This is a genomic window from Moorella humiferrea (assembly GCF_039233145.1).
Classification (GTDB): Bacteria; Bacillota; DSM-521; order Neomoorellales; family Neomoorellaceae; genus Neomoorella; species Neomoorella humiferrea.
Genome location: NZ_CP136419.1, coordinates 1388265 through 1407795 on the forward strand (window position 1 = coordinate 1388265; position 19531 = coordinate 1407795).

18 protein-coding genes and 1 riboswitch are annotated in these 19531 nt (G+C 52.3%); of the genes, 2 read left to right on the forward strand and 16 right to left on the reverse strand.

The window, feature by feature from the left end:
- Window positions 1-8: 8 nt before the first annotated feature.
- Window positions 9-347 (forward strand): P-II family nitrogen regulator, encoded by a 339-nt coding sequence (locus MHFGQ_RS07190; RefSeq protein ID WP_106004670.1) that lies wholly within the window; start codon window positions 9-11, stop codon window positions 345-347.
- A gap of 42 nt (window positions 348-389) precedes the next feature.
- On the opposite strand, the gene MHFGQ_RS07195 is transcribed toward MHFGQ_RS07190, so the two are convergent.
- The 8 genes from MHFGQ_RS07195 to MHFGQ_RS07230 form a co-directional block, all read right to left on the reverse strand.
- On the reverse strand, window positions 390-719 hold the full coding sequence (locus MHFGQ_RS07195; RefSeq protein WP_170066180.1) for a LysM peptidoglycan-binding domain-containing protein: 330 nt from the start codon (window positions 717-719) through the stop codon (window positions 390-392).
- Window positions 720-795: 76 nt separating this feature from the next.
- Entirely contained in the window at window positions 796-2013 is a 1218-nt protein-coding gene (locus tag MHFGQ_RS07200; protein WP_106004672.1) for an aspartate kinase, read from the reverse strand.
- Between the two features lie 12 nt (window positions 2014-2025).
- Window positions 2026-2919, reverse strand: a complete 894-nt coding sequence (thrB, locus tag MHFGQ_RS07205) for a homoserine kinase (RefSeq protein ID WP_106004673.1) — start codon at window positions 2917-2919, stop codon at window positions 2026-2028.
- Between the two features lie 31 nt (window positions 2920-2950).
- On the reverse strand, window positions 2951-3997 hold the full coding sequence (gene thrC / locus MHFGQ_RS07210) for a threonine synthase (RefSeq protein WP_106004674.1): 1047 nt from the start codon (window positions 3995-3997) through the stop codon (window positions 2951-2953).
- Window positions 3994-5292 (reverse strand): homoserine dehydrogenase, encoded by a 1299-nt coding sequence (locus MHFGQ_RS07215; protein WP_106004675.1) that lies wholly within the window; start codon window positions 5290-5292, stop codon window positions 3994-3996. The genes thrC and MHFGQ_RS07215 overlap by 4 nt, the downstream gene beginning before the upstream one ends.
- A gap of 61 nt (window positions 5293-5353) precedes the next feature.
- Complete coding sequence (gene metX / locus MHFGQ_RS07220; protein WP_106004676.1) at window positions 5354-6469, reverse strand: homoserine O-acetyltransferase MetX; 1116 nt, start codon at window positions 6467-6469, stop codon at window positions 5354-5356.
- Between the two features lie 2 nt (window positions 6470-6471).
- Window positions 6472-7755, reverse strand: a complete 1284-nt coding sequence (locus MHFGQ_RS07225) for a homocysteine synthase (protein WP_106004677.1) — start codon at window positions 7753-7755, stop codon at window positions 6472-6474.
- A 90-nt stretch (window positions 7756-7845) separates the two neighbouring features.
- Window positions 7846-7959, reverse strand: a riboswitch (SAM riboswitch).
- Window positions 7960-8039: 80 nt separating this feature from the next.
- Window positions 8040-8783 carry a FadR/GntR family transcriptional regulator gene (locus MHFGQ_RS07230; RefSeq protein ID WP_106004678.1) on the reverse strand — a complete coding sequence of 248 codons (744 nt, stop codon included), beginning with the start codon at window positions 8781-8783 and terminating at the stop codon, window positions 8040-8042.
- Window positions 8784-8945: 162 nt separating this feature from the next.
- Here MHFGQ_RS07230 and MHFGQ_RS07235 point away from each other — a divergent pair, with 162 nt between their 5' ends.
- Complete coding sequence (locus MHFGQ_RS07235; protein WP_106004679.1) at window positions 8946-10559, forward strand: N-acyl-D-amino-acid deacylase family protein; 1614 nt, start codon at window positions 8946-8948, stop codon at window positions 10557-10559.
- On the opposite strand, the gene spoIVA is transcribed toward MHFGQ_RS07235, so the two are convergent.
- The 8 genes from spoIVA to MHFGQ_RS07275 all read right to left on the reverse strand — a co-directional run bounded on the left by spoIVA (window position 10549) and on the right by MHFGQ_RS07275 (window position 19451).
- Complete coding sequence (spoIVA, locus tag MHFGQ_RS07240) at window positions 10549-12027, reverse strand: stage IV sporulation protein A (RefSeq protein WP_106004680.1); 1479 nt, start codon at window positions 12025-12027, stop codon at window positions 10549-10551. The genes MHFGQ_RS07235 and spoIVA overlap by 11 nt on opposite strands.
- 172 nt (window positions 12028-12199) lie before the next feature.
- On the reverse strand, window positions 12200-13213 hold the full coding sequence (locus MHFGQ_RS07245) for an NAD(P)H-dependent glycerol-3-phosphate dehydrogenase (protein ID WP_106004681.1): 1014 nt from the start codon (window positions 13211-13213) through the stop codon (window positions 12200-12202).
- Window positions 13214-13798: a glycerol-3-phosphate 1-O-acyltransferase PlsY gene (gene plsY / locus MHFGQ_RS07250; RefSeq protein ID WP_106004682.1), complete on the reverse strand. Its 585-nt coding sequence runs from the start codon at window positions 13796-13798 to the stop codon at window positions 13214-13216. It lies immediately after the preceding gene.
- 21 nt (window positions 13799-13819) lie between these two features.
- A complete protein-coding gene (gene der / locus MHFGQ_RS07255; RefSeq protein ID WP_106004683.1) occupies window positions 13820-15133 on the reverse strand; it encodes a ribosome biogenesis GTPase Der in 1314 nt (437 codons plus the stop codon).
- On the reverse strand, window positions 15118-16479 hold the full coding sequence (locus tag MHFGQ_RS07260; RefSeq protein ID WP_170066169.1) for a DUF512 domain-containing protein: 1362 nt from the start codon (window positions 16477-16479) through the stop codon (window positions 15118-15120). The genes der and MHFGQ_RS07260 overlap by 16 nt, the downstream gene beginning before the upstream one ends.
- Window positions 16480-16551: 72 nt before the next feature.
- The gene (locus MHFGQ_RS07265) at window positions 16552-17499 is read right to left on the reverse strand and encodes a DUF3189 family protein (RefSeq protein WP_170066170.1); all 948 of its coding nucleotides are present in this window, start codon (window positions 17497-17499) and stop codon (window positions 16552-16554) included.
- 1 nt (window position 17500) lies between these two features.
- On the reverse strand, window positions 17501-18703 hold the full coding sequence (spoIIP, locus tag MHFGQ_RS07270; RefSeq protein WP_106004776.1) for a stage II sporulation protein P: 1203 nt from the start codon (window positions 18701-18703) through the stop codon (window positions 17501-17503).
- A complete protein-coding gene (locus tag MHFGQ_RS07275; protein ID WP_106004684.1) occupies window positions 18696-19451 on the reverse strand; it encodes a DUF1614 domain-containing protein in 756 nt (251 codons plus the stop codon). The genes spoIIP and MHFGQ_RS07275 overlap by 8 nt, the downstream gene beginning before the upstream one ends.
- Window positions 19452-19531 lie beyond the last annotated feature (80 nt).

Genomic DNA, 19531 nt, shown 5'->3' on the forward strand with positions numbered 1-19531 from the left:
GGGTCTTTATGAAGAAAATTGAAGCCATTATCCGCTCCTCCCGCCTGGAAGCAGTGAAGGAAGCCCTGGGGAAAAACAATATCCATGGCATGACGGTAACCCACGTCCTTGGCTGCGGCCTGCAGCGGGGGCAAACGGAGTATTATCGCGGCAATCTCTATACCATCAACTTGTTGCCCAAAGTAAAGGTGGAAATTGTTATCCCCGATAACCGGCTCGAGGAAATAATTGCTATCATTTGCCGGGAAGCCCGTACCGGGGCAATCGGCGACGGTAAAATTTTTATTTACCCGGTGGAGAACGCCATCCGCATCCGCACCGGTGAGCAAGGAGAAGGGGCAATCTAAAGGCGGCGGTTTCTATCCCGTCGCCTTTTTTTACCTTTACCCCTACCCCGGCAGGCAGATCTTCTGGCCGACCTGGAGATTGTAGGGATTGACATGGGGATTTAGTTCAAGCAGCCTTTCTACCGTCGTTCCGGTGGCCCGGGCAATACTATAAAGGGTGTCGCCCGGGGCAACCTCCCAGTAAACGCCTGAAGGGCAGGGCGGTTCAGGCGGTAAACACAACACCTGACCGATTTGCAAATTATAGGGATCTATCCCGGGATTCAGGCGTTCCAACTCGGCGACGGTCGTCCCGATACGTAAAGCTATAAGATACAGGGTATCACCCGGCTCCACCCGCCAGTAGCGGCCGGAGGGGCAGGGTATTTGCATCAAGCCCACGCATAATCACCCCTTGGCGGTTTTTCTGTATCTTATGCGCGGGCTTTGAAAATTGAAACCGGCAGGTTTATTCTTTATCCAGGCCGAAACGGGTATGGAGGGCCTGTACAGCCCTGGTAAGGTACTCTTCATCAATGATACAGGATACCTTAATCTCTGAAGTGCTGATCATATGAATATTTATCCCTTCTTCGGCCAGGCAGGCAAACATATCGGCGGCCACGCCGGGATTGGTAATCATGCCGGCCCCCACGATAGATACCTTGGCAACCTTGTCATTAAACGTTACTTTGCTCGCCCCGATCTCTGCCCGCACCTTTTCGGTGACGGCTACGGCCTTTTGCAAATCGTCTCGGCCTACGGTAAAAGCGATATCGTTAATCCCATCACGCATGGCGCTCTGGACGATCATGTCGACATTAATGCTCTCTTTGGCCAGGGCCACGAATAACACTTTGGCAATACCCGGCCGGTCGGGAACGTCGTGAAGGGCGATACGGGCTACATTGCGATCTCCGGCCACTCCGCTGACCACCATTTTCCTTTCCAATTCCGCCACCTCTTTCACCAATGTTCCTTCGTTATAATTGAAACTGGAACGAACCTCTAAAACTACATTATTTTGCTTGGCAAACTCCACTGAACGCGGCTGGAGGACCTGGGCGCCGAGGCTGGCTAGCTCCAGCATTTCATCGTAGGAAATTACAGGTAGCTTTCTCGCTTTGGGAACTATACGGGGATCCGCCGTATAAACTCCGTCCACATCGGTATAAATTTGACAGACGTCCGCTTTGAGGGCGGCGGCAACGGCCACGGCCGTGGTATCCGAACCGCCCCGTCCCAGTGTCGTAATCTCGTTATCCTCCGTTTTCCCCTGGAATCCGGCCACAATCACAATTTTACCCTGTTTTAATTCCTGCCGCAGACGGTCACAACATACATCAAGAATGCGGGCTTTAGTATGAACGTTGTCGGTTAAAATACCGACCTGGGGACCGGTAAGGGAAATCACCGGTTCGCCCAGTTCGTGGATGGCCATGGCCATCAGGGCAATGGACGTCTGTTCACCAGTAGCCAGGAGCATGTCCATCTCCCTTGCCGGCGGATTCGGGCTAATGGCATGGGCCATGGCTATCAGGTCATCGGTCATGTCCCCAGGGGCCGAAACGACCACCACCACATCATTACCCGCTCGGCGGGTGTCAACTACCCGGCGGGCAACGTTTTTCACCCGTTCAGGTCCGTTAACAGAAGTTCCGCCATATTTTTGTACTATCAGGGCCATTAGTGAACCTCCTTAATTGACTACAAAGGCTCCCCGCTTACAGGGATTAAGCTCTTTAATTATGCAGGCTACCCCGTGGCGGGCAAAGGCCGCCGCCATGGCCTCCCCTACTTTAGGCTTGCGCCCTCGGCAAAAAGCGATTACCGAAGGACCGGAACCGCTTAAAGCCACGGCCAAAGCCCCTGCCTCCCGGGCAGCGCCGAAGACCTCCGCCATTCCCGGTACCAGGGACAAACGGTAGGGCTGATGCAATTTGTCTTCCATCATTTTACCCATTAACTCCAGGTCGCCGGCTTGAACGGCCAGTAAGAATAGACCTACACGGCTCAAATTGAAAACGGCGTCTGCGAGATCCACTTTGGCAGGTAGGACGCCTCGGGATACCTTGGTGGAAAGGGTAAAATGGGGAATGGCCACAACTGTCGTCAGGCCGACCGGCGGCTCTAAACGACGGCAGTAAACTTTCTCCCCCTCCCTCGCCGCCACCACCAGGCCGCCTAAAATAGCAGGGGCAACGTTATCTGGATGGCCTTCGAGCTGGGTAGCAAGCTCTATTAGTTCTTCACTACTTAAGGGTTCACCGAGGAGGACATTGGCACCAACCAATCCCCCCACCAGGGCCGCCGCACTGGATCCTAATCCCCGGGCTACGGGAATGTTGTTGTGCATGTTTATTTTTAAATTAACCCCTCGTTGCCCGGTTCGGGCAAAAACGGCCATGGCCGCCCGAAACGCTATATTTTCGGGGCCCCTGGGTATGGTAGCTTCACCTTCACCGGTTACATTAATCTCCAGGTTTTGCGAAACTTCGATATACACTTCATCATAAAGGTCCAGGGCCATGCCTATAGTATCAAACCCCGGTCCCAAATTGGCTGTTGTAGCCGGAACCCGTACCAGCGGCATAATTTTTCTACCTTCGTTTCGTCATTTCCGCCTATAGAATAGCCTCAACTATCCGCGCTTCTTCCGGCGGCAGGGAAAGGGGTTCGCCGATCTGCTTAATGGCAATATTAGGATCCTTCAAGCCATTTCCGGTAAGAACGCAAACCACCCTATCGCCATGATGGAAGTAACCTTTTTTAACGTACTTGATCACCCCGGCCAGGGAGGCGGCCGAAGCAGGTTCGGCAAAAATACCTTCGGCAGAAGCCATGAGGCGCTGGGCAGCAAGAATCTCTTCGTCGCTCACGCAGTCGATAAAACCTCCGGATTCCTTTGCCGCCCGTACGGCCGACTGCCAGCTGGCCGGATTGCCGATCCGGATAGCCGTGGCCACCGTTTCCGGATTGGGCACTATTTCTCCACGAACAATGGGCGCCGCCCCTTCGGCCTGGAAACCGATCATTTTGGGTAAAAGATGGCTGCGGCCGGCCTGGTAATATTCATTAAATCCTTTCCAATAGGCGGTAATATTACCAGCATTGCCCACAGGAATGGCCAAATAATCAGGTGCCTCACCCAGCCAGTCGCAGACCTCGAAGGCCGCCGTTTTTTGCCCTTCGATACGGAAAGGATTGATGGAATTGACAAGGGTGATGGGATACTTGGCCGTTATCCGGCGTACGAGATCCAGGGCGTCGTCGAAATTACCCTGAATGGCAATTACCCTGGCACCGTAAAAAAGGGCCTGGGCCAATTTTCCTAAAGCTATATTCCCTTCAGGAATAAGTACGCTGCACTTGAGGCCGCAGCGGGCGGCATAGGCGGCGGCGGAAGCCGAAGTGTTCCCCGTAGAAGCGCACATGATGGCCTTGGAACCGGCCTCCACAGCCTTGGCCACAGCCATCACCATACCGCGATCTTTAAAAGAACCAGTGGGATTGAGGCCTTCAAACTTAAAGTATAATTTTATACCCAGTTCCCGGGAAAGGTTCCCGGCGGCTATCAATGGGGTGTTACCCTCCTGTAAAGTAATCAAGGGAGTTGCCTCCGTTACCGGCAGGAACTCCCGGTAAGCTCGAATTACCCCCGGCCAGCTCAAACGTTTTCTCCTCCTTCTACACGTACAACGCAGGCTATTTCTTTAACAACTGGCAGACCGGCCAAAACCTTTAGGGCATCTTGCAGGTTTTGTTCCCGGACGCGATGGGTGATTAGCACCAGCTCGGCCAATTCTCCCAGCATGCGTTCCTGGATTACCGATGCCAGACTGACCTCACGGTCCCCGAATACACCGGCAATGGCTGCCAGCACCCCGGGTCGGTCCACCACAAGTAAACGCAAGTAATATTTTGTGTTGATGGTCCCTACTGGTTTAATGGGCTTGTCATAAAAACAGGTGCAGGTTATGCGGCCCCGTGTTTGATAGTTGAGGTTACGAGCCGCCTCTATTATATCACCCACCACGGCGCTGGCCGTTGGCATAGAACCCGCGCCGCGGCCGTAAAACATTGCTTCACCGACGGCATCCCCTTCTATAAAAATAGCATTAAATACGTCGTTCACAGAAGCAAGGGGATGGTTGCCGGGCAATAAAGCGGGATGAACGCGTACTTCAATACCTTCCTCATCTTCTCGGGCTATTCCTAAAAGTTTAATGACATAACCCAGATCGGCGGCATAACTAATATCCTGGGCCGTAATGCGACTGATGCCTTCCCGGTAAACGTCTCTATAAGTCACCCGCGTGTTAAAGGCGATGGAAGCCAGTATGGCCATCTTCCTGGCGGCGTCGTCACCTTCAATATCGGCGGCGGGATCGGCCTCGGCATATCCTAAATCCTGTGCTTCCCGCAAAACTTCTTGAAAATCACGGCCTTCCCGGCTCATCTTGGTAAGGATGTAATTGGTAGTACCATTGACAATGCCCATTACTTGCCGGATTTTATTGCCGGCCAGGCATTCTTTTAAAGGGCGAATAATGGGGATGCCGCCGCCCACACTGGCTTCAAAAAAAAGATCTACTCCGTTTGACGCAGCAGCATCAAAAAGCTCCTTACCGTATAGGGCGAGGAGATCTTTGTTGGCCGTAACTACACTTTTACCCCGTTCCATCGCCTTGAGGATATATTCCCGTGCGGCATCCGTTCCGCCCATTACCTCAACTATTATATGAATGTCGGGATCGTTTATTATCCCGTCGGCGTCAGTAGTCAGCAAGGCGGGATCGACTTCGACCTGTCGCGGACGGTTCCGCTCCCGCACCAGAACGCGGCTGATTTTTAAGGGACGTCCTAGTTTCTGGGTAATAAGGGCACCGTTTTGCTGCAGCAGACGAACTACACCGCTGCCGACCGTCCCTAATCCCAATAGGCCGATATTCACTGGTCCTGACACTTCTTCACGCTCCTTGCACCTTCTCAATTTTACCTTATACTTCGGTACAGGGCAATACTTTTTAAACCTGCCGACTTATTTCATCTAGAAAAGGCTTGAGGATGGCTTCCAGCTGTTTAAATTCGATGAGAAAGGCGTCATGGCCATAGGGTGATTTAAGTTCTTTATATAGAGCCCTGCCGCCGGCGGCATTAATTAATTGAACGATTTCTTTAACCTGCTGGGGCGGAAAAAGAAAATCGCTGGATATTCCTATTCCCAGACATACAGGCACGTTGCACCAAATTTCATTATAGTTGCCGCGGCCTCGGCCGACGTCATGAAGGTCAACGGCCTTGGTCAGATATATATAGGCATTGGCGTCAAAACGCTGCACCAGCTTCCTCCCCTGATAAGATAGATAGCTTTCTACTTCAAATTGACCGTCAAGGTGAAAGTATTTTTTTTCATCGACTATTGTGCGTCCGAATTTCATGGTCCAGGAAATGTCGCTTTTATAAGTAATTGTCCCGATCCTCCGGGCCAAAGCCAGACCCCTTTGAGGTCCCTGTGTACCGTAATAATTTCCGGCCTGCCATTCAGGGTCGGCGTAAATGGCTTCCCTTTGGACGTTGTTAAAAGCAATCTGCATCGGCGTCGTGCGTCCACATGCGGCAATGGGAATGATGGCCCTGACCATTTCTGGATAAAGGAAGCCCCATTCCAGAACCTGCATGCCTCCCATGGAACCGCCGACGGCCGCGACCAGATGTTTTACGCCGAGATGGTCCAAAAGTATTTTCTGGACCCTGACCATATCCCGTATGGTAACCACGGGAAAATCTAAGGCGTACGGCCTGCCTGTATCCGGATTGATGCTCGCCGGCCCCGTAGTTCCATAGCAGCTGCCGAGTACGTTGGCGCAAACAACAAAATACCGCCTGGTATCCAAAGCCCTTCCCGGTCCAATTAACGGATCCCACCAGCCGGGCAACCGGTCTTCCAGAGAATGGCGACCAGCAACATGGGCGCTGCCGGTCAGGGCGTGAAGTACAAGAATAACGTTATCCCCTGAGGCATTTAATTCGCCGTACGTTTCATAAGCTATGGTGAGGGGGCCCAGGTGGGCCCCTCCTTCCAATTGTAATTTACCCGGCCATTCATAAAACCGGGTGGCTACAATACCTACATCGCCCATGCTTATAATCTGCTCCTGTTCAAAGCCTGTTCCAGATCGGCAACAAGATCTTCAACGTCTTCCAGGCCGATGGACAAGCGAACCAAATCTTCCGTTACTCCCGATGCCAGCTGCTCTTCTGGACTAAGTTGCTGATGGGTGGTACTGGCCGGATGAATGACCAGGGACCGGGCGTCTCCCACATTGGCGAGGAGGGAGAAAAGCTTCAGGCTATTGATGAACCTTTTCCCCGCTTCTTTACCGCCTTTGATGCCAAAGGTTAAAATAGCCCCCGTACCCCGCGGCAGGTACTTTCGTCCCCGTTCATACGAAGGATGGCTGGGCAGGCCAGGATAACTTACCCAGGCCACGGCCGGATGTTCGGACAACCAGCGGGCAATTTGAAGGGTATTTTGAACATGGCGCTCCATGCGTAAATGTAGGGTTTCCAGCCCCTGGAGGAAAAGAAAGGCATTAAAGGGACTTAAGGCCGGCCCCATATCCCGTAAAAGCTGAACGCGGGCCTTGACAATGTAGGCCGCCGTTCCAAAAGCCTTTACATAACTGAGACCATGGTAGCTGGGATCCGGTTCGACCAGTCCGGGAAATTTGCCATTGTCCCAGTTGAATTTACCGGAATCCACAATAACGCCACCGATAGATGTACCGTGGCCGCCGATAAACTTGGTGGCTGAGTGGACGACGATGTCGGCACCAAATTCTATAGGCCGGCATAAATACGGCGTAGCGAAGGTATTGTCGACAATCAACGGTATACCTGCCCCATGGGCAATATCCGCCAGGGCTTCCAAGTCGGGTATGTCCAGCTTGGGATTGCCCAGGATTTCTACGTAGATGGCGCGGGTGTTGTCGTTAATGGCCTTGCGATAATCTTCCGGATCGGTACTGTCGACGAAACGGACTTTAATACCGAATTTCGGCAAGGTGTAATTAAAGAGGGTGAAGGTGCCGCCGTAAAGACTGGTGGAAGCCACGATCTCCTGCCCGGCGTTGGCGATATTGGCAACTGCCAAAGTTATTGCCGCCTGACCGGAAGCAGTAGCCAGGGCACCCACCCCGCCTTCCAGGGCGGCCATCCGTTTTTCAAATACCTCAGTCGTAGGATTAGTAATCCGCGTGTAAATATGCCCTTCTTCTTCTAAAGCGAAAAGCCGCGCCGCATGTTCGGCATCCCGGAAGACGTAGGAGGTAGTCTGATAAATAGGTACAGCCTGAGCACCCGTAACCGGGTCGGGTTCCTGGCCTGCATGAATGGCCTGGGTGGCAAAACGATACTGCCTGGACATAGGAAGTATTCCCCTCTCTTTAAAAATTAGCTGGCCGCGGGGGAATAAAAAAGCCTCTCCGATAAGGAAGAGGCACTAGTTTTCTTACCCCCCTTATCTCTCAGGACTTGCGTCCTGCAGGAATTGGCACCTTGCGCTCCCGATAAACGGAACGCGGGTTGCCGGGTTTCATCGGGCCCGTCCCTCCACCACTCTTGATAAGAGTTTCGTTCCTGTATTTAATTGCTCCAGCTTGATATCAACTATAAACCCTGTTTTTTTATGTGTCAAGCACTTTTTTAAATCTATTCCTGGCGCCAGCTGGCTATTATCTGTTCTTCAACGTTTTCTAGATGTCGTAACATGGCGGCCGCCGCCCCTTGACCGTCACGCTCCTTCAAAGCCTTTACCACCTCATAGTGCTCATCAACCGAGCGCTCGCCGCGACCGGGTATGGCCAGACTCCTGGAACGGCTGTCGGCCAGAAGATCAAGCATGCTGTGCATCAGACGCACCAAAACCGTGTTTCCCGTGGCTTGGGCCAAACGGTAATGAAAATTGCTGTCGTGACTGGCAAGTAAGGATAGACGGCCGCTATGCAGGTGTCCCAGGTGTTCCCTCGTGGTAGTCACCATGGCGGCCAATTCTTCTATATCGGTTTGCCCCGCCCTCTCCGCCACCCAGAGGGCTGCTCGGGGCTCGAGGACTTTACGTACTTCGAACAAATGCAGTACCGTATCTTTGCTTACTGGCAGATGGCTGGCAAAACGTTTCAAATACTCGTCGGGATCCTGCTCGCTGATGAAGGCCCCCTGCCCGTGTCGAATGCTTACCAGGCCTTCGGCGGCCAACATTTTTAAGGCTTCCCTTACGGAAGTACGACTCACTCCCAGCATCTCAGCCAATTCCCGCTCGGCCGGCAGGCGATCCCCCGGCTTCATTCGTCCTTCAAAAATGCTTTTTTTTATTTCATCCACGACACGGTGGTAAACGCTTTTGGGGTTGGGATTGATGGGCTGAAAAAGCCTTTTCTTTGAAGAATCACGCAATGGTTATCGCTCCTATATCTAGTAACAAGTGGTCTTACCTCTTTATTTTATCATAATTTACGTCAGGCGTAAATGCCATAAACTATTATATTGCTATTGTAATTATATATAAATATTATTAGAATTACTTTAGTATAACTTTATATTCGGGAGAGGGGTGCCGTGTTTTCCCTGTTAATAAAAAACGGGCTGGTGGTCGACGGCACCGGTCGCCCGGCCTTTCGGGCCGATGTCGGCATTCAGGGAACGAAAATTACGGCCGTGGGTGCTTTAGATAAAACACCTGCCGCCCGCGTTATTAATGCCGACGGCCTGGCAGTTGCACCGGGATTTATCGATATCCATAGTCATGCCGACGCTGAGCTTTTGAGGTATCCTGAAGATCCGGCCAAGGTATCCCAGGGTGTTACTTGTGAGGTTATAGGCAATTGCGGCATGTCCCTTGTGCCCAGCCATAGGGGCAGTCTTCCTTTGCTGGCCTCTTATGCCGCACCAGTTTTAGGTAAAATACCAGACACTTTCTGCCCTGGAAGATTGGAGGAGTACCTATCTTTCTTAGCATTCCGAGGTACGGCCGTTAACTGCGTTATCCTGGTCGGCCACGGCACCATACGCCTTGCGGTTATGGGTATGGAACCTCGTCGGGCAAAAAAAGCAGAGTTGGATGCCATGTCCTCTTTCCTCCGTCAGGCCATGGCCGAAGGGGCAGCCGGCCTTTCCAGCGGACTTCTCTATCCCCCTGGCTGCTATGCCTCTACGGGGGAATTGATCGCCCTATGCCGAGTGATTCAACCCTTCAGCGGTATATACGTTACCCACATCCGTGACGAATCCGACGGCGTCCTGGAAGCCATTGAAGAATCGCTGGAGATCGGCCGTGAGGCAGGCATACCCGTCCATATATCTCACTTGAAAGCCTGCGGCCCCCGCAACTGGCCTAAAATCTCCAAAGCCCTGGCCATGCTAGCGGAGGCCAGGGAAAAAGGGCAAGACGTCACCTGGGACGTTTACCCCTACACCACCGGTTCGACCACGGCTTCTTCTCTCCTCCCACCCTGGGCTGTTGCCGGAGGGGAAGGAGAAATAAAAAACCGTTTAAGGAACCCCGAGATGCGGCGGCAAATAAAAATAAACTGGCAGGAAGGCCTGCCGGGATGGGATAATATGGTGGGATCCTTGGGTTATGAAGGTTTGATTATCAGCGCCGTTGGGGGAAGGAAGAATGCCGATTGCGTCGGTCTAAATCTGGTCGAGATAGGGGATAGGCGGCAATGCCATCCTGCCGACGCCCTCCTCGATCTCCTGCTGGAGGAGGGTGCCTCCCTTACCATTGCTACTAAACACGGATGTGAAGAAACCCTGGAAATGATCTTAAAGCATCCCCAGACAACCGTTGGCAGCGACGGCATATATTCCGGCGAACGTCCCCATCCCCGCCTGTACGGTACCTTTGTGCGGGTTCTGGGGCGCTATGTCCGGGAACGTCGGCTCTTTACCCTGGAAGAGGCGGTGGCCAAAATGACCTCTCGTCCGGCGTTCAGGTTTGGCCTAAAAGAACGCGGTCAAGTTAGAGTAGGATATTATGCGGATTTGGTAATCTTTGACCCGGAAACTGTAGGTGATCGCGCTACCTTTGAGAAACCCGCTCAGCCTCCGAGCGGTATTGTAGCAGTGATCGTTAACGGCCGGGTCATCTACCAGGACGGTCAATTTAGCGGAGAGCTGCCGGGTTTTATCTTAAAAACAAAACCGGGGCAGTCCCCGGTTAAATTATAATGCATATTAGCCCGCCGCCGCCGTCGTTTACAATGCGTTCTATTGTTTCCTGAAGCTTTATTTGAGCGCTTTCAGGCATGCGATAGAGCTTGCTCTGGATGCCTTCCCGTACCAATTCGCTTAAAGACTTGCCGAAAACATTGGTCTGCCAGATTTTCTGGGGATTGTCCTCAAACTCTTCCATAATATATTTCACCAAGTCTTCACACTGTTTTTCAGTTCCGATGAGGGGCGTTACTTCGGTGGTGATGTCGGCGCGGATGAAATGGTAAGATGGGGCTGTGGCCTTCAACCGCACGCCGGAACGGCCGCCCTGCTTGATAAGTTCCGGTTCCGCCAGTTCCATTTCTTCTTCGCTGGGTGTAACGACGCCGTAGCCGGTATTGCGTACTTCCTGGATGCCGTAGGCGATTTTATCCCATTCCTTTTTAATGCCGGCCAGCTCCCGAATCCAGCGTAGGACGTCGTGGTCCCCGCCGATATCCAGACCACTGACCTCACGCAAAACCTGGTAGAAAAGACCTTCTTTCGTCGTCAGGTCAATGTGGGCAGTACCCGTACCCAGGTCCATATCCCTCAGGGCCGCCCGGGCAACGTATTCGTTATTGTTGAGCTTCTCCACAACCCCGTTAATATCCCTCAAGCGACGCACCTCGCCCACGGCTTCCTGGACGGTATTTTCTAGCTGGCGGCGTAACCAGTGGTCCCCTGCTAGTTCATCAACCCAGCGGGGTAGGTTGACGTTTACTTCGGCCACCGGAAATTCATATAAGGCTTCTTCCATGATGTGCAGGATGTCCTCTTCCTCTAAATGCAGGCAGTCCACCGGCAGGACGGGAACATCATAGGCCGCCTCAAGTTCCCCGGCCAGCGTCACCGTTTCCTCGGCCAAAGGATGAAGGGAATTGAGAAGGACGACAAAGGGTTTGCCCAATTCTTTGAGTTCCCAAATGACCCTTTCTTCGGCGTCAACGTAATCCTGCCGTGAAATTTCAGTTATACTGCCGTCTGTGGTGACGACTATACCTATGGTGGCGTGATCGGTAATTACTTTACGCGTTCCCGTTTCCGCCGCTTCTTGGAAAGGTACGGGCTCTTCAAACCACGGCGTTCGGACCATCCTGGGCCCGCCGTCCTCCTCGTAACCGAGGGCGCCGGGTACTGTATAACCGACGCAGTCAACTATCCGCACCCGCACCTTCAGGCCCTCACGAACGGTGATCTCCACCGCTTCGTTGGGGATGAATTTAGGTTCGGTGGTCATAATCATGCGACCGGCGCCGCTCTGGGGCAGTTCGTCCCTGGCCCGTTCCCGTTCATTGGGGTTTTTAATATTTGGCAGTACCAGCTTTTCCATAAATTGAGTAATAAAAGTCGATTTGCCGCTGCGTACCGGGCCCATCACGCCGAGATAAATATCACCACCGGTACGTTCGGCTATGTCCCGGAAAATATCCCGATTTTCCACCCCTTAATCTCCCTCCCCAGGCCTTAATTTACCCGTTCAAAGATGGTATGTTTTAACAATACATCTATATGATTTTGCCGCCGGAATATGACCGAAAATACCCCGGGTGTTTAACCTTTTACAAATATATGCACCGGGGGAAAATAAAATAACCCGCCCCTGTGGGCAGGCTTTATATCTGCCATACACTGGCCTCCATTTCATTAGTCCGGGGACGCTGCATAAGGGCCCCCACACATTCCTGGGGAGGTTTGCCTTTATAAAGAACTTGATAAATTTCTTCAGTTATCGGCATGGGAATACCGTGCCGCAGGGCTAAATCTCGGGCCGCCGCCGTAGTTCGCACCCCTTCAACCACCATACCCATCCCGGCTAAAACTTCATCCAGGGGTCTGCCCCTACCGAGTTCAATGCCGGCGCGGCGGTTGCGGCTGTACATGCTGGTACAGGTAACAATCAAATCGCCGATGCCGCTTAAACCGGCAAAGGTCATGGGTCTGCCCCCTAGAGCCACACCAAGGCGGGCGATCTCAACTATTCCCCTCGTCATTAAAGCCGCCCGCGCATTGTCGCCAAGGCCCAGTCCATCGGCAATACCCGTGGCCAGGGCGATTATATTTTTTAAAGCGCCGCCAAATTCCACCCCTATCATATCGGGATTGGTGTAAACCCTAAATGCGGGTGTCATAAAAATATCCTGAACGTATTCGGCCACTTTCTTATCAACCGCGGCTACCACTACGGTGGTAGGCAGCCCACGACCTACTTCTTCGGCGTGGCTCGGGCCTGATAGGACGGCTATCCGTTCAAAACCTTCCTCTTTAAGGACTTCTGATAATCTTTTCTGGGTATCTAATTCCAGTCCTTTAGCTGTGTTTACGATAACTGCCTCCCTGGGCAGAAGGGGGTTCAGGTGGCGGGCAATCGTCCGCACGACGTGGGAAGGCACGGCTAAAACGACTAATTTCACACCTTTAACGCATTCTGCCAGTTCGACCATCGGGCGGATACCGTCGGGAAGTGTCACTCCCGGCAGGTAGGCTATATTCTCTCTCTTGGCATCCAGTTCGCGGGCTACTTCCTTTCGCCTGACCCACAAATTGACCGAAAAACCTTTTCCGGCCAGCAAGACGGCCAAGGCCGTACCCCAGCTGCCGGCACCAATGACTGCTATAGTACCCCCCACTTAACTCCGCTCCCCCAGTTTATGTTCTGTGCCCGTTAAAAGCCGTTTTATATTCGAACGGTGGCGGTAAATAATCAAGGCGGCACCTACTAAGGTAAAAAGGGTGTACGGCCAGGGACGATGGAAAAAAAGCATAAGAAAGGGAGCCACGGCCGCCGCAATGATTGAGCCTAATGAAACATACCTTGACAAAACAACTATGACAAGCCATAAGAGTCCCGCCCACAGGACTACAGCCGGCGCCATAGCCAGCACCGCTCCTGCCGTGGTCGCTACTCCTTTGCCCCCCTGAAATTCAAGAAACAACGACCAGCTGTGTCCGATAATGGCCGCCAGGGCCGTAACAGCCGCCAGCCATGGACCGCCTGCAACCTGACCGAGCCAAACGGCAATCACGCCCTTCAAGGCATCCACCGCCAGTACAACTAGGCCGGGGACAGTGCCCATAGTTCTCAAGGCATTTGTGGCACCTACATTGCCGCTGCCGCGTTTCCGGATGTCAAATCCGTAAACAAAGCGCCCAACTACATAAGCCGTAGGAATAGAACCGATAAGATAGGCCAGTGCCAAGGCCAGAAGCCACATATTTTCCCCTCCGTTTAATTTTTATCCCTTACTCTGGCGGAACAGCAGGCGCAGCGGCGTACCTTCAAAACCGAAGGCCTGACGCAGCTGGTTTTCTAAATAGCGCTGATAGGAAAAATGTACGTCATCCGGACGATTGCAAAAGAAGACAAAGGTGGGCGGCTTTACTTTAACCTGAGTGGCATAGTAGATTTTCACCGCTTGACCTTTGACGGCAGGCGGAGGCGTCAGCATGATGGCTTCCCGTACCACGTCGTTTAAAGTGCTCGTAGCAACACGCCGGGCAGCGGCGGCACCCACCGCATCAACGGTAGGCAAAATACGGGCCACCCTCTGGCCGGTTAAAGCCGAAATAAACAGAATAGGTGCATAGGTCATAAAGCTCAATTCACGACGAATTATTTCCTCATAGCGGACCACAGTTTTATCATCTTTAGGTACGAGATCCCATTTGTTTACTACTATTATAGAAGCTTTCCCTAGTTCATGACCATAACCGGCTATTTTTTTATCCTGTTCGGTAACGCCTTCAGTGCCATCCAGGATTAACAGCACGACGTCGGACCGTTCCACGGCCTTTAACGTACGTAAAACGCTGTAGTGTTCCGTAGCATTAACAATACGACTCTTACGCCGCATACCGGCAGTATCGATTAATACATATTCCTTTTCGTCCCGGCGGATATATGTATCGATGGCATCTCTGGTGGTTCCCGGTAAATCGCTGACGATCACCCGCTCTTCGCCCAGCAGCCGGTTTACTATTGAAGATTTGCCGACATTGGGGCGTCCGACAACGGCCACGCGCAGGGCTTCACCATCGTCTACCTCATGAAACCGGGGTAAAAGCTCGACGATCCTGTCGAGGAGATCACCTATATTTAATCCGTGAATGGCGGAAATGGGTACGGGATCACCCAGGCCCAGGCGGTAAAACTCATGGACGGGGGTGGGATCGCGGAAGTCTTCGACTTTGTTGGCCACCAGGATGACCGGCCGCCCAGAACGGCGTAAAAGATTGGCCACTTCTTCATCATCGGCGGTCAAACCGTTCCTCGCATCGACGACGAAGAGAATGACATCGGCCTCCGCAACGGCGGCTTCCGCCTGGCGCCTGACTTGAACTATCAGTGGATCGTCGTTCCCCACAGCAATACCGCCTGTATCAACAAGGGTAAAGGAGCAGCCCCGCCAGTCGGCATCATGGTAAAGACGATCCCGGGTTACTCCGGGAGTATCTTCTACAATGGCTATCCGGCTTCCGGTAATGCGGTTAAAAAGCGTCGATTTGCCGACATTGGGGCGTCCGACAATGGCAACTACTGGTTTGGGCAAAAGGATTCCTCCATTTCAATACCGCAGCATCCGGCGATCAGCCCTTTTCCGTTAGTGGGAACCACTTCTACCTTAACACCAAGTTCCCTTGCCACAACTTCCGGCGTCAGATCATCGAGAAAAATCAGCGCTTCCCTCTTTAACATGACGTCGGGGATGAGAACCCATCCCTCTTTACCCCGTAACCATGAAACTGTCCCCTTTAACCCCTCTATCAAATCGCGGCCCGTCAACAGGCCGGCCACCGTAACCTCCGGGCCAAAAAAATGATTTGTTACGGGGACCACCATTAGCTCAAGTTCGCCCGCTTTGGCCTTAATTTTAGGAAGCAATTCCTTTAAAAGCGGTGCCGCTAGAGTGCCGGTGGCTATTGCAATCCGCCGCGGCCCGTCCGGCCTCGGTTCAGCATGGGCAAGGGCGGCGTCGAAGTCGTCTAAAAAAAGACGTGTCAGGCCGACGCCGTTTTCTACCTGGGGAAATTCGTCATAGTAGGCAGCCGGTGGAAGGGGAAGACCGGCCAGTAAATAAAATTCATCGGCGCCGTATACCAGGCCGCAACCGTAACGTCTACGAAAAGATGCCTGCCAGACTTCTATCTGGTCAATGATCGCCGTCGCTTCTTCCGGCGTTACGCGCCTTAAAGGGTATAAATGTTTCCTCGACGAAGTCAGGCCTACGGGTACTACGGCGATGGACTGTACGGCCGGAAACAAGCCGCCAAGATCCTTTATCGTCCGTTCCAGCTCCGGGCCGTCGTTAAGGCCTGGACAGAGGACGATCTGAGTGTGCATCACAATTCCCGCTGCCGCTAGCCTTTTCAGCTGCGTCATTATTTCCCCTGCCCGGGGATTGCCCAACAATTTGTTTCTTAACAGGGGATTTGTCGTATGCACGGAAATATATAAGGGACTGATATGCCAGCGGAAAATATAATCCCAATCCTCGGGTTTCAGGTTGGTTAGGGTTATAAAATTTCCGTGGAGAAAGGAATAACGAAAATCGTCATCCTTGACATAAAGAGACGATCTTAATCCCAGGGGCATTTGATCGACGAAACAAAAAATACATTTATTGCGGCAGCGACGCAGGCCGTCGAAGGTGGCAGAGGCAAATTCCAACCCCAGGTCTTCGCCGTAGTCCTTTTCTATTTCCAGTATCCATCTTTCGCCGTCCGGTTTAGCGACCTCGACCTCCAGGTTTTCATCGGCAGTAAGGTAACGATAAACAATAAAATCGGTAACCTGCTCCCCATTAACGGTCAGCAAAATGTCTCCCGGGCAGATGCCCATTTCAGCCGCGATACTGCCCGGCCGGACGTAGGTAATAACTGCCCTTTTTTCCGTCAAGAAATCTCCGTCCCCGTAAGTATTTACCCAAGTTTCGCCTTAATTATCCAACATATTACGGCGGCCGTCAAGTTATTCTCCCCTTTCCTGACGTTTTGTCTTTTTTACAATATCGCCTATAACATGATAATCACGCGCCAGGGACCAACGGAGAAACAAACGCCCCAACCAGCCAAGATAATTATAACGACGACAAAAGGCGCCTATCCGCCAGAAAAAAGATACCCTTCCGGAAACGTCAATCCATAGAACCCGCTCCGGCTCCCCATCCCAGGCTGCGAGGAAAGTTGCCGCTGCCCTTTTTGCCGTTTCGCCGTCGTGCCCAACGGCTGCGGTATAAACTGCATGACCGGAAGGTGTTAAAGCGAAAAAACGAAGTCCACCTTGCCCTTCAGGAGTGTCAAAATGGGGCAACTCTTTTAACTCCTTCCAATCAGGGAGATGATGGAAAGATAAGCGCCCGGCGTGGAGGGCGGCGGCAACAACTGCCGCATGGGTACCGCTGAAACAAGCATAAATTATAATATTTCTTTTTATTGACGGCTTCAGTGGTGTAATTCTATTGTTTTGCCAAAGGTTACGATTTTCAGCGACAAAAAGCCCAAGACGAGGAAAGGCACGCCGCGTACCCCAAACAACCAACGGACGCCCCAAAAAGGTAAGGCCCATCCGGCGCGAAATGAAACCGCCGATACGCATGGACATGTTAACTAAGGGGGAAGTATTTAAAAGGAGTATATTTCTACGTGGTATACCTATAACGGCCGCTAAATTATATAGAAAGGTTTCAAAACGGGCGCCTAAATTTTTCTTTCCCACCGCATAAACTTTGTTACCGTAAGCATCGGTACCCATGTATTTGAGATCCCCTTCTTCGCCCCGGCTGCGGCCATCAAAATACGGCAGGGCCAAAAGCTCCGCTGCCGTAGGCAGCCTGTGACGGGATAGCAATCCCAGATGAATGGCCGCTGCCGTAACTGAAGAGTGGGAACCACCAAAACAGTGGTATATGACCATCATGTTAATCCTTCTGCCAGTCAGCCCTTTCTTCGTTTAATTGAAACTCCCTTTTATCTTCACGAGGTTTAGGTTGAGCATTTTCTTCTTCTTTTTTACGTCGCCATCCTATTAAATTTACCCATTCTATCGAGGTAAACTCCTTAAGTCTGGCTACCGCTTTATCCCAGCCGCCCGATGAGATAAGCAGGAAGGCGCCGCCGCCAATTACTAAAGCCAGGATGACAAACAGGACCCCTTTCCAGTCGGCAGCCGTGCTGGGTGTCTGGGCGGCTGCCGGCCTGGCCGCAACACCCAATACAGGGGGTACGATATCGGCAAAGAGGGTGACACCCCTTTCGGCCTCGGCCATGGTGTTAGTATGGGTACCGACTTCCACGAGCATGGCCCTTGGTGACAGATCCTGATTATAACTTCCGGCACCGATAAAAATTCCCCTGATTAAACCGGGATAGCGGGCATCGGCGGCAGCTTTAAGCCTTTTGGCAAAATCCAGGTTGGAACCCATATTCTGATTTTCCCGGCCGACAACCATACGAATCATCGTTACGTCCTGACCGTTGATTGTTCGACGGTAAAAAGTTGGATCGGGAACGCCGTCACGGTGGACGTCAAAGATTGCCGCTGCTCCCTTTTGCAACAAATTCATTGCCGTGCGGCGCGAGCGCCGATAGGCGCTATCGTCATGGGGGGCATGGGAGGTTTGATCTTCGATCACTGTTAGCCCTAGTCCCCGCAAGCGGTTGGCAAAGGTATTACCAACCTGGAGGATGCCGCCGCGTCCAGGTATACTTTCCGTTCCCTGGGTCGGTACGTACGATTCGTCATCGTGGGAATAATATACACCGATTACCTGGGAGCCTCCAGCCTGGGCGGGCATTACCTTTTCTACTTTTTCCTCAAAGGACAGCTGTTCTATTCCTATTTGACGGCAATAAGCGCGATTGCCTTCCACCCGTATCACTTTATAGCGCCGGTTGTCGGCAGAGATAAACTCGTCGTTAACGTAGACCCGGCGGGCCATCATATCTAAAACCCGGCCTTGTTCATCAACGAGTATAGAGTACTCCCCTTCCGTATGGGCCTGGCCCACGAGCAAATTTTCCAGAGTAAAAACCTTCACAACCCTATTCCGTTGACTTTCCTGGAAAACAAAGAGGAGTGCCAGAACCGCAAAGATAAATAGAAGAAACAATCTTTTATTCATTTTTATCCTGCCCTTCACCTTGATCACCACCTTTGGTTACTTCGTTATTTGCAAAAGGTTTCAATGATGCCCCTTTAAGTCCGGACAGCAGGGCCCGGGGTCGCCTAGAAACCTCCGGCCCCCCCTGAAGCCTTTCCCGGGTTTCGCCGATTACTTCCGCAAGAAGCACTGCCACGACGGCGGCCAAAAAGGTCACATCGATTATACCGGCACCGCCAAAGGCCACCGTCCCGCGCAGTCCCCGTCTTAGATAATAAATCAAGTCGACAACGTCCAACAAAAGAACACCCAAAATGGCTCCGACAAAAGCTGCCCGGCGGGAACGACCTACCAGATAGGCAACTACACCGGCGATAAGGGGATAATAAAAAAGAGGATCCAACAGACTTAAGGCGTAAACGTTCCAGGCCTCCCGTCCCCGGGTTAGAAGACTAATTCCGTAAAGAACGGCGGCAGTAAAAACGGCACTTAGCATAGCCCTCCCTACTTCCCGCGGGGTGCCGGCCCGGTAAAGTACATACACGGCTATACCCAAAGGGATAAGGGCGCCCCCCACATTGACGGAAGTAACCAGCCTGCCGCCGGTCAGCGGTATGTTGATGAAACTGCCTAAAATCATGGCTACAATTAAGATGAGGGCCGCCCTGTCGCTTAAATAAAGGCGGTCTAAAACCCTATGGGCCAGGCCGAAATACACTAGGGCAAAGACGATTACTAAAAGCAAAACTCCTGCCGTATATCCCATCATACTTCAATCACCTTCCGGGGTTAGATTTTCCCCGTAAAGTGAGAAATATACCGTCAGTCTGGGTAAAAAACAAAAAGCAT